Here is a 13,712-nt window from a genome sequence, read left to right on the forward strand (position 1 = left end):
CAGTGAATATCCGTCGGACTGAAAAAGATGAGATCAGAGGGCGGAGCAAATCAGATGTGCACAGGATCAGAAGAAAGAAGAGGGATGACAAAATGACAACAGAAACAAGACTGGAAGCAGATTCGATCGGAACTATGGAAGTGCCTGCAGAGGCTTATTACGGAGTTCAGGCTTTAAGGGCAAAACAGAATTTTCCTATTACAGGTACAAAGCTTCATCCGGTATTTATCAGGAACCTGGCACAGATTAAAAAAGCAGCAGCTATCACTAATAATAATGCAGGGCTTCTTCCGGAGGATAAGGCAGACGCCATTGTCAGAGCCTGTGATGAAGTGATCGCAGGAAAATTGGCTGAGGAATTTATCGTAGATGCCATTCAGGGTGGTGCCGGAACCAGCGCAAATATGAATATGAATGAGGTGATCGCAAACAGAGCCGGTGAGATCCTCGGATGTCCGAAGGGTAGCTATAAAATGGTCCATCCAAATGATCACGTAAACATGGCGCAGTCCACCAATGATGTGATTCCGACGGCCGGTAAGCTTACCGTTCTGGATCTTCTTGCACCTCTGGAAAAAGCACTGGTAAGACTTGAGAAGGAGCTTGCAAAAAAGGCAGAGGAGTTCGATGATGTGATCACTATGGGACGTACACAGCTTCAGGATGCAGTTCCGATCCGTCTTGGTCAGGTGTTCCACGGTTATGCGTCCATGGTTTCCAGAGACAGGAAACGTATCGAAAAGGCTCACAGGGAAATGTACACCGTAAACCTTGGAGGAACTGCAGTGGGAACTGCTATCAACGTTTCCGATTCTTATTTTTATAAGATCGTGCCAAATCTGGAAAAGCTTACAGGTTATCCGCTGAAACAGGCTGAGGACCTTTTTGACGCAACAGAAAATCTGGACGGCTTTGTTGCCGTATCCGGTGTAGTAAAAACCTGTGCGGTGGATCTTTCCAAGATGTGCAACGATCTTCGACTGATGTCCTCCGGCCCGAAAACCGGATTTGGGGAGATCAACCTTCCGGCGAAGCAGAATGGGTCGTCCATCATGCCAGGTAAGGTAAATCCGGTCATTCCGGAGGTAGTAAGCCAGGTTGCTTTCCACATCGTAGGACATGATACCACCATTACCATGGCAGCAGAAGCCGGACAGCTGGAGTTGAATGCTTTTGAGCCGGTTGTATTTTGTAATCTTTTTGAATCCATTACGACTCTGGAAAAAGCAGTGGATACATTGATCGTAAACTGCATCACAGGAATCACCGCAAACCGCAAACACTGCAAAGACCTGATGGAAAGCAGTGCAGGAATCGCAACGGCTCTCTGCCCGCATATTGGCTACAAGGCGTCTGCAACCATCGCAAAAACTGCAGTAAAAACTGGCAAGTCTGTCCGGGAACTTGTTCTGGAACAAGGGATCATGACTGAGAAAGAGCTGGAAGAGGTTCTTGATCCGTATCTGATGACAGAAGTCGGAGAAGAGCGGAAAGAGGATGAAGCAAGAAGGAAAGCCTGCTGAGAAAGTTATCTGTACCAACGTATGACGGGAACGTCTGATGCAGCAATTCATTTCAGAGCAGCTGAACCTGATGCGGGATTTTAACCGAATCAAGTAAGTCCCCTGCTTCAATTGCGAGGAGCAATAAGCAGTGGGTGGGACTTACTTGTATCAGGAGGGGTACAAGCCCCTCCTGATAAACTGCGGAGCAGTTATTCGGTTATGAGCAAGTAGCGAAAGCGGATTGCGAATATCCGATTGAATGAGATATCAATGAGTACTATAAGGAGACTTGTCACAGTGCAGGTCTCCTTTTATAATGGAAGAAACGCCATAAGAAAAGAAGGGAAAGATGCATGCTTAAACGAACAGCCATACGGGCACTTTGTAATACAACGGCATATCAGAGAGGTCTTGATATTTACCGTACCGGAAAGAGGATCCAGTCGCTGGATATTAAGTCGGAAGGAGCTGTGGATAAAATATCTGCAGCAGTGAAGGGAAGTGGGCGTAATGTATACAATACAGGCTTTCAGTATGATACAGAAGCGGACCGCATAAAAGAAGCATACTGTGACTGTCCGGCCTTTCGCAGCTATTCCGGGATCTGTAAGCATTGCGTGGCAGTGCTTCTGGAATATGGAGACCGTAAGGCCTATGAGCGTGTGGAAATCCGCAGACAGCAGGATGAGGAACAGAAGCAGGCAGAGTCATTCAGCGGAACAGCATTTCCGGCTGCTTTATCCGGACCAGGGCAGCCTGCAACGAAAACCACCGTTGAGCTGAAAAGCCTCCTTAATCGCCAGCTATACAGCCGTATGCTTCCGTTTTCCGGGGATCCGTATTTTGGCAGGGTGGAGCTGGAAACCTGCCTGAAATTTAATTCTGTGAGAAATTGTTTTACCGTGGAATTCCGCGTTGGCTGTGAGAAAAAATATATCCTCAAGGATGTGTTGGCCTTTGTGTGGAATCTGGATCATAATGAGAAGGTTTCTTATGGAAAAAATCTGGAATTTATCCATTCAGATGAAGCCTTTTCAGAAGGATCCAGAAGCGTGCTGGCCTTTATCCGGGAATGGGTCGAGAATCATCACGGCACTTACATGTCCAGATATGAACAGCTGAAGGATATAGCTGTGGAAAAGGTGAGGGATCTTACCGTTGACAGAAAAGAACTTGAGGATCTGCTTCTTATACTTGGCGAAAAAAGTTTCAAGTTCAAAATGAACAATGATCCGGAGACAACATGGCATTCTGTCAGAGAAATTCCGGACAGGACGCTGATGATCCGGAAGAAGGATCAGGGGTTATCTCTTGAGATCTCGCCGGTATACAGTGTGACAGGCATACGGTATCATATGTATTTTGATAATGCGAAGGTATATCTGGTTTCCAGGCAGGAGCTTGGAGCAGTGGAGGAATTTGTTACCTGTCTGGAGCGGCTTCCTGCAGGCCGAGGCTTTATTGATGAACCGGATGTGCCTGCGTTTGTGCGTGAGCTGCTTCCTTCCATGAAAAAATTTTTTCACTGTGATCTCAGGGATTTCCCGGAAGAAACAGGTCTTGAATGCTACAAGGCTGCATATGAGATTTATCTGGATGCGCCGGAGTGTGACTGGATCACCTGTAAGGCATTTTCTGTTTACGGGAAGGATAAATTTTCGGTTTTTGACCGAGATGTGTCTGCCCGCACCAGGGATATTCCGGGAGAGCTTGGTGTGTTTGCGCTGCTGTCAAAATATTTTAACGGATATGATGACCAGCGGATGGAGCTGGCATTGGATTGTCGTGCCGAGGAACTGGAATCTTTGTGCAGGGAAGGTTCAGGGAAACCTGACAGTGTGAAAGATTCCGAAGAAAAGCTCTATCAGCTTCTTACTGAAGGGATCCCCGCCATGCAGAAAGTTGCAGCTGTCTATATTTCCCAGTCCATCAAACAGATGCGGGTGACAAAGCTGCCAAATATCCGTCTTGGCGTTTCTCTGTCAGCCGGACTTCTGAACCTGGATCTGGATGTGGAGGGGATGGATCAGGCGCAGCTTTTTGATATTCTTTCCAGGTACGATCGCAGGAAAAAATATTTCCGCCTGAAGGATGGCAGCTTTCTGGATGTTTCCGATGGTCAGCTCAGGGAGCTTTCTGCTCTGAAAAATGGACTGCAGATCAGTGATCGTGAACTGAAAAAAGGAAAGACTCAGGTTCCGGCCTATCGTGCTATGTATCTGGACAGTCAGCTGAAGGGCGGCGATCTGATCAAAGTAGAGAAGGATAATGCCTTTCGTGCGTTGATCCGGAACATGCAGACAATGGAAGAACATAAATTTCAGATTCCCAGGGAGCAGGAAAAAATCCTCCGGGGCTATCAGAAAGAGGGCTTTTACTGGATCAAAACTCTGAAGCATAATCAGTTTGGAGGGATCCTGGCAGATGATATGGGACTTGGAAAAACCCTCCAGGTGATCACATTTCTCTGGTCAGAATTTCAGGAATCTGCGCCGGGAGAAAACAGACGTGCCCTTGTGATAACGCCTGCTTCGCTGGTGTTTAACTGGATGAACGAGATCGAACGTTTTGCGCCGGGACTTCCGGCTACCGTTGTGACTGGTGATGTGAAGGAGAGGAAAGCACTGATCAAAAATGCGGGAGAACGGGAGGTTCTGATCACCTCCTATGACCTTCTGAAACGGGATCTGAAGGCTTATCAGAACCTGGATTTTGCTGTGCAGATCATTGATGAGGCGCAGTATATCAAGAATCACGGAACTCAGGTGGCAAAGGCTGTGAAAGAGATCCGGTCGGAATTCAGGCTTGCGCTGACCGGTACACCGGTGGAGAACAGGCTCAGTGAGCTGTGGAGTATTTTTGATTTTCTGATGCCGGGATTTTTGTATTCTTATGAGAAATTCCGCAAGGAAATAGAGCTTCCAGCTGTGCAGTACAGCAATTCCGATGCGATGGAGCGTCTGCAGAAAATGATCCGTCCTTTTGTGCTGCGGAGATTGAAGAGGGATGTGCTGAAGGATCTTCCGGATAAGCTGGAAAAAGATATGTTTTCCCCGTTGGAAAGCGAGCAGAAGGAACTGTATGAGGCCCATACGGAACGACTTCGTCTGATGCTTGGGATGCAGTCGGATGCGGAGTTTCGCACTTCTAAACTGCAGATCCTTGCAGAGATCACGAGGCTGCGGCAGATCTGCTGTTATCCGGGACTTGTATATGAAGGATACAAAGGGAATTCTTCCAAGCTGGAGATGTGCATGGAGTTGGTTCAGAATGCGGTGAATGGCGGACATAAGCTCCTGTTGTTTTCCCAGTTTACTACCATGCTGGATGTGCTGGCTGTCCGTCTGAAAAAAGCAAAAGTTTCTTTTTATATGTTGACCGGATCGACTTCCAAGGAAAAACGGGCGCAGATGGTACATGCATTTAATGAGGACGATACTTCTGTTTTCTGCATTTCATTGAAAGCAGGAGGAACAGGCTTAAATCTTACTGCGGCAGATATTGTGATCCATTATGATCCCTGGTGGAATCTTGCCGTGCAGAATCAGGCAACAGACCGTGCCCACCGCATCGGTCAGCAGAACGTTGTCAGTGTCTACCGCCTCTTTATGAAAGACACCATAGAAGAACGAATCCGGGCTCTTCAGGAAAGAAAACGGGAACTGGCTGATGAGATCTTAAGCGGCGAGGGAATCGGCCAGGCTTTGATCAGCAGAGAGGAAGTACTGGAGCTGCTAGGCAAGTAAAATTCTTAACCGAATCAAGTAAGTTCCCTGCTTCAATTACGAAAAGCAATACGCGGTGAGGGGACTTGCTTGTATCGGGAAGAATGCAGGCTGTGAATATCCGCCTGACTCAACAAAAACACCCCCGATGGAAATCGCGTGTGTAAATCACATACGATATCCGTCAGGGGTGTTTTATTTAAAGTTTTATTTTATGCAAAAAACTTATCGTACAGACCAAAGAAGAAGATAAACAGAATGATCAGCGGCAGGATATAAGTGATGTATCCGCGCATCCATTTCCGGATCTTCATGCCTTTTCCGGTGTTGGCTTCTTTTGTGAAGTTTTCCCAGCCCCAGCCCCGTTTGGAAACACAGAAAAGCAGGTATACAAGAGAACCAAGCGGGAGCAGAATATTGCTTACCAGAAAATCTTCAAGGTCGAGAATTGCGCCGCCGAATACCTTGAGCCAGTCCCAGGACCATACATTGTATCCAAGTACGCATGGCAGAGACAGAAGGATGATGGCGATGGCATTTACAAGACTGGATTTTTTTCGGCTCCAGCCGGTAAGCTCCATACCGCAGGAAATAATATTTTCAAATACAGCCAGGATGGTAGAGAAAGCTGCAAATGACATAAAGATGAAGAACAGGCTTCCCCACAGTCTTCCAAGCGGAATGTGGTTGAAAATATTCGGCAGTGTGATGAAGATCAGGCTCGGTCCGGAAGTCTGGTCAACATTGAATGTGAAACATGCCGGGAAAATAATAAGTCCGGAGGTGATCGCAACAAAAGTATCCAGAAGCGCAATATTCACGGATTCACCAAGCAGTGCATGATCTTTTCCGATGTAGCTTCCGAAGATCGCCATGGCACCGATACCAAGGCTGAGAGTGAAGAATGCCTGGTTCATAGCACCGGTAATGGTAGAAATAATACCGATCTCTTTCATACGCTCGAAATCCGGGATCAGGTAGAATTTCAGTCCCTCTTTGGCACCATCCATGGTAAAACTGTTGATGGCAAGAACAACCATGATCACCAGAAGAGAGATCATCATAACCTTGGTAACTTTTTCAAGGCCGTTCTGAAGACCGCGGGAGCAGACAAAAACACCTGCAATAACAACAACGATCATCCAGAATCCCATAGTAACGGGCTGGCCAAGCATGTTGGTAAACTGTCCTGCAACACCGTCGGAATCAAGTCCCTGGAATTTACCGGTGGCTGTCATATAGAAGTAATTCAGCATCCAGCCTGTAACAGTGGTGTAAAACATCATCAGGAGATAACATCCGATCAGAGTGATATATCCATGGATGTGCCATTTCTGTCCTGGTTTTTCCAGTGCGTAATATGCTTTGACAGGACTCTTCTGGCTGGCACGTCCAACAGAAAACTCCATAGTCATAACAGGAAGTCCAAGAAGGGCCAGGAAGATCAGGTAAAACAGTACGAATGTGCCGCCACCGCCCTGTCCGGCCATGTAAGGGAATTTCCAGACGTTTCCGATTCCGATGGCACAGCCAGCAGAAATCAGAATGAATCCCAGACGGGATCCAAGTTTTTCTCTTTCTTTCATAACTCACCTCATTATTGCAGTATGGTAAACTGCTATTTGTATAAAGTCGCAGGTTTTATCTTAACACATTCCGGGATATTGCACAATAAAAAGAACTTGCATTTTACATAAAACATATGTTAGAGTAAAATGTAATTTTAATAAGATGAAGCGGTGAAACGTTACGCTTTAATGAGATAAAGATTATATGCCGATAGAACCTGGATAACTGTTCTTTTCAGTCAGGGATACAAAGTTTTTTGGAGAGATTCCGTAATATTTCCGGAAACATTTGCTGAAATATCCGGAATCAGAAAATCCGCATAAAGAAGCTACATTTTGAATGGAAGGGCTGTCTTCCAGAAGAAACTGTCTGGCTTTTTTCATGCGGCAGACATTGATATATGAGGTAAGTGTAACTCCGGATTCCTGACTGAATACAGCAGAGAGATGCTGGGGATTGACAAAAAAATGGGAAGCAATGGTTTCAAGACGAAGATCCGGCTGATTAAAATTCAGACAGATATATTCCTGAACCTGGGATACAAGAGCTGACTTCCGCGGATTTTTTTCATCAGCAAGAGAATCCAGAACTGCCTTGCAGGTAGACTGGAGCAGTTGTTTTAACTGCAGGGCACTCTGGCAGTTCTGGTAAGTATTCAGGGCGTTTTCCAGAAGAGGAAAAAGCGTTTCACGCTGACTGCACTCCGTGATAAAACCGTCAAGTACAGTAAGAAAAGCAGCAGCTACACTCCAGGTCTGCCGGATATGGATTTTTTTGGTGATGATATCGTTGAAATATTCATCAATATATTTACAGAGAGCCGGTGAATTTTGCTGGCGCAGAAAGATCAGGATATCATTATAAACCAGAGGCTTTAATGTAAAATCACCGGAATGGGACTGGGGCGTGAAATAAAGAAATCCGGAAGAAGACGCAGTTCTGTTATGAAAAACAGAAAGAGCCTCTTCATAGGAATAGCGGATTCCTTCCACGCCTTCATGAGGTGTTCCACAGCAGAAAAAAGTGGAAATCTGTGCGATATTATCATATATCCCGGCAAGTCTGAGACAGGATTGTTCCAGATCGGTAAAAGAAAAATCAGAGCTTTTTTCCATGATGATATACTGTCTCATCTGAGAATAGTCAATGTAAATAAGCTCTTTGCACACAGGCTGTAAGATTTCCCTGCATATATTTTCCAGGATGGTGTGGAGCAGAGAAAAATCACCTTTTTCATCCCATATTTCCGGATTGGCATTGTGGATCTCCATAAGAATGGTAAGATAATCGGAAGTTTTATGAACCGGAATTTTTTCCAGATCATCCGGGGAAATGGTTGTTCCGCTGATCACCTTCTGGAAGAAATTAAGCTGCATTTGCCGTGTATACAGATCGCGGAACTGAAAATAATTATTCACATAACTGTTTCTGGAATTTTCCTGATCGATCTCGTCACTTACTTTCTGGAGTGTCTCCATAAGCTCCCGGTGATCCAATGGCTTCAGGAGGTATCCGCGGACCTGAAGAGAGATGGCTTTTTTGGCATAGTCAAAATCTTCGTATCCTGTGGAAAGGATGAACCTGGTATGACAGTCTGTTCCAAGAGCTGCGATCATATCCAGACCGCTCATAACCGGCATGGATATATCCACAAGGGCAATATCGGGTTTAACATTTTCAATAAGCCGGATTCCGGCCTGTCCGTTATTAGCTTCCCCTGCAATGTTATAAAGGTTTTGTTTTTCAAGAAAATTGATCAGAGATTTTCTGAAAAAAACTTCGTCGTCAATAATTACAAGTGTTTTCACTTTATATTTCCCCCTCGATCAGATTTTTGTCAGGTATTACTATGGTTACAGTGGTTCCCTTTTCAGGTGAACTTTCGATGGTAAGTCCGTAATTCTCACCGTAGAGAAGAGCAATCCTGTGGTTGATACTTGGAAGCCCGAAAGAATGTCGGGCAGTTTTGAAGTCTCTGATAGAACGGTTAAGCTCGGCAAGTTTTTTCGGCGGGATACCGGAACCGTTATCAGAAACAGAAATACAGATGGTGCCATTTCTGATAGAAACGTTTAAGTGAATATGGCACATCTGGCTGGTAAGTCCGTGGACAAAAATATTTTCCACAACAGGCTGTATGGTCAGCTTGGGTATCTCTGCCCCATGATCCTCCCAGGACGGCTCATAGATGATCTCGTAATCAACAAAATCCATATACCGCAGATTCTGGATATAAAGATACTGTTCTGTAAGAAGCAGCTCCTGGCGCAGAGGAATGATAAACTGTCCCTTTGAAAGAGAGTTTCTGTAGAAAGATGACATGGCAGACACTGCTTTTACTGCGGTATCATTCATATCAATTTCTATGAGAGACTTGATGGTGTTTAAAGTATTATAAAGAAAATGGGGATTGATCTGGGACTGTAAAAGACGTATTTCCATTTTCTGTTTGGCATTTTGTTCCTCATAGATATCGTTAAGTAATGTCTGGATCTTCTGCATCATAAGGTTAAACTGGTTATAGAGAACTGCAAGTTCATCATTTGAAGAGTAACTGGCAGAAATATTCAGCTTTCCGGCAGATGCAGATTTCATTTTTTCCACAAGTTTCTGTATAGGTGCGGTGACAGTACCTGTACATAATATGGAAAAAAATACAGATAAAATAAACACTACAATGCTGATCAGAAGAATGTTGTGCAGGATCACCATATGATCCAGAGTCAGGCTTTCCAGAGGAATCAGGTTGATCACATTCCAGTTTAGGTCAGGATAGGATTTGCAGATAAAAAGAGTGTCAGTGCCGTCTACGGAAAAAAACTGCCTGTCGGTTTCTGTCAGGGTTTTATAATTCTCTGAACTGATTTTTGTATAGGATGAGAAGTCTTTATAAATACCTCCGGATGAAGAAGAGGAAAGTATCTGTCCATTTTCATCAGTAATATAGAAATCCCTGGAAGAGCTGTCCGGAAGGTCGCGGAATGCAGAGGAAATATTTGTTTCTCTGATCAGAAGGACCAGGGCGCCCAGATATTTGGTGTTATCAATGTTTGTAATACTTTTTAAGGCTACAAAGGTTGGCTCCCCACTTATCTGGAAGGGTCCGAGAAACTGAAAGGCCAGATTAGTCTGAAGGCTGTCAAGGACTTCGGGACCTAAAATGGAATCAAGCTGATCTGTTTCTGTGGTACTGCTGTGAAACCAGTGGTTTTCTGTATCCAGGATATCCCAGGCATAGATGTTTTTGTGAAGTCCGATGATACGCTGGGCCTGGTCTGTAAGCTCGGAATTTACCAGAAAATGTTCCAGTGTGTTTTCGGGAACTGTGGGATTTTCTTTTAAAACATCGGCGATATTGCTGTTGATGGAAAGGGTGATGGCATAGTTTGATATATTATCGATCTTTTCTCCAAGGTTGCTGGTGATCAGGGATAGCTGCTGCTGACTGGAAAGTGCGGCACGCTTGATCAGTACTTTTTTGGATGCAGTATAAAAAAACACGGAAGTAAGCATGAGTATCAGAGAACTGAGCAGCAGATATGTAATAAAAAGCCTGCGTTTCAGACTGATTCCTAAAAATAAGTGAAACACCTTTTTTTTCAGATTTTCTATCATGGAATCCCCCCTCTGGTTTTATTGGCTACATTATATAATAAGGGAAAAATTCTCACAAGTGTGGGGGAAAGATTGGAGAAAATATTCCAGGTACAGCGAAGATTTTCCATGTATTTTTCCGGACGGATTTAATATAATGGTCTCATCGATAAGGAAAGCGGAACAAAATATTCAATCCGGATGAATAGAAATGTACCAAAAGGAGGACGAAAATGAAATTAAAAAAAGTGATGGCTGCTACACTTGCCACAATGATGTGTCTCTCTTCATTCAGCATGATGAATGTGTGGGCAGATAAAAAAGAGGATTCCGAACCACTTGTGATCAATTATATCAGTGCCAGGGGCGAAACAGATGCGGCACTGAAAACATTGAAGAAGCTTGCAGAAGATTATAAAAAAGATCACCCGGATTTTGAATTCAATGTAGAGTCTATTGCAGACAGAGAAACATATCTTCAGAAGATCAAGATCCTTGCATCCAGCAATGAACTGCCGGACTGGTTTGACGCAGATCCGGAGGCATTTTTTGAAGGACTTTGCAAAAAGGATCTGATCTACAGTGTGGATGACCTTTATGATGAACTGGGTATCAAAGACAAGTTCTTTGATATTGCACTGAATTATCCGAAACTCAGTGACGGAAGCAATTACCTTATGACCTGGCAGGGAAATGTAGAGTATTTCTGGTATCACAAAGACATGTTTGAAAAAGCCGGAATTACTGAAACACCTCAGACACTGGAAGACCTCCTGGATGTGTGCAAGAAGCTGAAAGATGCGGGAATGACCCCGATATCCGCAGGAAATTACGACATGATCATGCGTTATCCTGCATTTAAGGCTTTCAGACTGGAAGGAAATGACTTCATTGACAATGCAAGAATGGGAAAAGAAAAATTTAATTCTGAGACAGGTATCGCAACAGCCCAGTATACACAGGATATAGCCCAGTATTTCAGTGAAGGATGGACAAGTTCAGATACTACCGCACAGATGGATCTGTTTCTGAACAGTGGTGCGGCAATGTTATACACCGGAACATGGGATACACCGGATCTTGTAGATGATGAGGGAAATCTTAAAGATGACATTTCCATGTTCAAACTTCCTGTAGACAGCGAAGGAACCGCTACAGGAGAAAATGATTACTATGCGAATTGTGGAATCGGAACTGCCATTCTCAAGGATTCCATGAGTGATGAGATGAAAGATTTCATCAGTTATGTATGGGATAATTTTGCTGATACGGCAATGTATGAGTTCAATATGCTTCCATCCATGATGCCAAGTGATTCGGAGAAGCTTCCGGAGCTTACACAGCAGATTTTAAGTGATCTTGAGAACTGCGGCACTTTTGCCCAGTGCTGGGATGTTCGTCTGGATCCTTCTACAAACGAGGTTTACAGAAAAGAGTTGGCAAGCCTTGGAATGGGAGAATCAACTCCTGAAGAGTTCTGCGAAAACATGGACAAAGCTGTAGAACAGTATGCATCTGATTATTTTGACACTGAAGAATAACTGAGAGAATACGCAGATGCGGAATTTTATCTGCATCTGCGTATGAAAGGGGAGAGGATATGAAGCCCAGAAATAAAATCCAGCCTTTACCGTTTGTTCTTCCTGCACTGTTCGTATATATTCTTACTGTTATCATCCCAATTCTGTGGTCAATGGGTTACAGCCTTTTTTCCTGGAATGGAATCGGTGATATGAAGTTTATCGGACTGGAAAATTATGTGAGGATGTTTCAGGATGAGACATTTCGTGAGGCTGTTGTAAATAATCTTAAATTTGTTGTATTGGGAAGTTTGTTCCAGTTATGTGCAGGACTGATCCTGGCAATTTTGCTTACACATATTTCCAAAGGTGGAAATATTCTGCGGGTTATTTATTTTATTCCATGTATCATTTCATCTATGGCGATCTGCCAGATTTTTTCCAAAATGCTTTCTGTCCAGCCCCAGGGCCTGGTTTGCTATGTGATGGAAAAACTGGGAATGGAACCTATCGCTTTGCTGGCAAATTCCCATACAGCGCTGATTACCATAACCCTGATCGATGGATATAAATACTGTGGTCTGTACATGATCATTTTTTATTCCGCATTTGTATCCATATCAAAGGATGTGATCGAGGCATCTACAATGGATGGCTGCAATGTTTTTCAACAGTATCGTTACATAAAGCTTCCACTGGTGAAAAATATATTCAGCATTGTCATTGTAATGCTTGTAAATGGTTGTCTGAAAACCTTTGATGTATTCTATATTCTTGACAATAAATCCAGATCAACAGAGATGGTGGCAACTTATATGTATAAAACCGCTTTTAATTCGGCTGACTTTGGCTATGGAAGTACATTGTCCGTTTTTCTGGTCATTGAATGTCTGGTAGCAGTAGGGATTATACAGAAATGCCTGGGATCGGCGAAAGGAGATGGGTCAGAATGATAAAATCAAGAAAAAATATACCTATTCGTGCTGTGTTCTATGTAGTGATCCTTATTTTTGTCATGATACAGGTCTACCCTATTTTCTGGGTTATCTGCTCCAGTCTGAAAACACCGGATGAAATGACATATACTGCACAGTATGCCCTGCCATCAGGATTTTATCTTGGAAACTATATCAGCGCACTGACGATCTCATCCATTCCAAGATATTTTCTTAACAGTACGGTTGTGGCAGTTCTCACACTTCTTGGCATCGTAGTCCTGGGATGCCCGGTTGCATTTGTGATCAGCAAGGTAAAGGTAAAATATGCCAATGCACTGATGGCATTTTTCCTGTTTGGAATGATGGTGCCTATTTTTTCCTGCCTTATACCCATGTTCCAGATTTATAACAGGATCGGACTGAGAAATACATACTGGGCACTGGTGCTTCCGCAGATCGGGTTCGGACTTCCAATGTGTATCTATCTTTACACCGGATTTTTTAAATTTATGCCGGATTCTCTTCTGGAAGCAGCAGTTATTGACGGTGCCACAATGGGAACCACATTCCGCAAGATCGTGGTACCTATGGCTAAAAATACTACAATGACAGTTCTTACATACAATTTTGTTTTTGTATGGAACGAATTTACATATGCCAATACATTTATCTCATCTTCTGATATGAAAACTCTGCCAATTGGCCTGAATGACTTTGTGGGGCAGTTCGGAAGAGTGGACTGGGGAAGTACATTTGCGGCGATCGTAATATCGATCCTGCCTACACTGATCGTGTATTTTATTCTTAACAAAAACATAATCGAAGGTATGGCTGCAGGTGCGGTCAAGAGTTAGGAGGCTG

General features: G+C 43.8%; 8 protein-coding genes. 5 read left to right on the forward strand and 3 right to left on the reverse strand.

All coding sequences use genetic code 11. The features are described 5' to 3' along the window. The first annotated feature begins 92 nt into the window (after positions 1 to 92). Positions 93 to 1,523 carry an aspartate ammonia-lyase gene (locus LI091_RS03585; protein WP_118752862.1) on the forward strand — a complete coding sequence of 477 codons (1,431 nt, stop codon included), beginning with the start codon at positions 93 to 95 and terminating at the stop codon, positions 1,521 to 1,523. 335 nt (positions 1,524 to 1,858) lie between these two features. Next, positions 1,859 to 5,251, forward strand: a complete 3,393-nt coding sequence (locus tag LI091_RS03590; protein WP_265190833.1) for a DEAD/DEAH box helicase — start codon at positions 1,859 to 1,861, stop codon at positions 5,249 to 5,251. Positions 5,252 to 5,442: 191 nt separating this feature from the next. Here LI091_RS03590 and LI091_RS03595 read toward each other — a convergent pair whose 3' ends face one another. The 3 genes from LI091_RS03595 to LI091_RS03605 form a co-directional block, all read right to left on the reverse strand. Continuing rightward, positions 5,443 to 6,816 carry a sodium-dependent transporter gene (locus tag LI091_RS03595; protein ID WP_265190835.1) on the reverse strand — a complete coding sequence of 458 codons (1,374 nt, stop codon included), beginning with the start codon at positions 6,814 to 6,816 and terminating at the stop codon, positions 5,443 to 5,445. 183 nt (positions 6,817 to 6,999) lie between these two features. Continuing rightward, positions 7,000 to 8,607, reverse strand: a complete 1,608-nt coding sequence (locus LI091_RS03600; protein ID WP_265190836.1) for a response regulator — start codon at positions 8,605 to 8,607, stop codon at positions 7,000 to 7,002. A 1-nt stretch (position 8,608) separates the two neighbouring features. After that, complete coding sequence (locus tag LI091_RS03605; RefSeq protein ID WP_265190837.1) at positions 8,609 to 10,414, reverse strand: sensor histidine kinase; 1,806 nt, start codon at positions 10,412 to 10,414, stop codon at positions 8,609 to 8,611. Between the two features lie 212 nt (positions 10,415 to 10,626). Between LI091_RS03605 and LI091_RS03610 the strand changes: the two genes are divergently transcribed. Genes LI091_RS03610 through LI091_RS03620 form a run of 3 tightly spaced genes read left to right on the forward strand, consistent with a single transcriptional unit; the run spans position 10,627 to position 13,705 of the window. Then, positions 10,627 to 11,934, forward strand: a complete 1,308-nt coding sequence (locus tag LI091_RS03610) for an ABC transporter substrate-binding protein (protein WP_092069690.1) — start codon at positions 10,627 to 10,629, stop codon at positions 11,932 to 11,934. A 59-nt stretch (positions 11,935 to 11,993) separates the two neighbouring features. After that, positions 11,994 to 12,866 (forward strand): carbohydrate ABC transporter permease, encoded by an 873-nt coding sequence (locus LI091_RS03615; RefSeq protein WP_015526310.1) that lies wholly within the window; start codon positions 11,994 to 11,996, stop codon positions 12,864 to 12,866. Then, a complete protein-coding gene (locus LI091_RS03620; RefSeq protein ID WP_015526309.1) occupies positions 12,863 to 13,705 on the forward strand; it encodes a carbohydrate ABC transporter permease in 843 nt (280 codons plus the stop codon). Before LI091_RS03615 ends, LI091_RS03620 begins: the two co-directional genes overlap by 4 nt. Positions 13,706 to 13,712 lie beyond the last annotated feature (7 nt).

The sequence above is a fragment of the Blautia sp. MSK20_18 genome (assembly GCF_020553125.1).
Classification (GTDB): domain Bacteria; phylum Bacillota; class Clostridia; order Lachnospirales; family Lachnospiraceae; genus Blautia_A; species Blautia_A fusiformis.

Bases quoted from the DNA above. Each gene is read 5' to 3' on its own strand.
- LI091_RS03585 (WP_118752862.1), top strand. From the start codon at position 93: ATGACAACAGAAACAAGACTGGAAGCAGATTCGATCGGAACTATGGAA.
- LI091_RS03595 (WP_265190835.1), bottom strand. From the start codon at position 6,816: ATGAAAGAAAGAGAAAAACTTGGATCCCGTCTGGGATTCATTCTGATT.
- LI091_RS03620 (WP_015526309.1), top strand. From the start codon at position 12,863: ATGATAAAATCAAGAAAAAATATACCTATTCGTGCTGTGTTCTATGTA.
- LI091_RS03605 (WP_265190837.1), bottom strand. From the start codon at position 10,414: ATGATAGAAAATCTGAAAAAAAAGGTGTTTCACTTATTTTTAGGAATC.
- LI091_RS03590 (WP_265190833.1), top strand. From the start codon at position 1,859: ATGCTTAAACGAACAGCCATACGGGCACTTTGTAATACAACGGCATAT.
- LI091_RS03615 (WP_015526310.1), top strand. From the start codon at position 11,994: ATGAAGCCCAGAAATAAAATCCAGCCTTTACCGTTTGTTCTTCCTGCA.
- LI091_RS03610 (WP_092069690.1), top strand. From the start codon at position 10,627: ATGAAATTAAAAAAAGTGATGGCTGCTACACTTGCCACAATGATGTGT.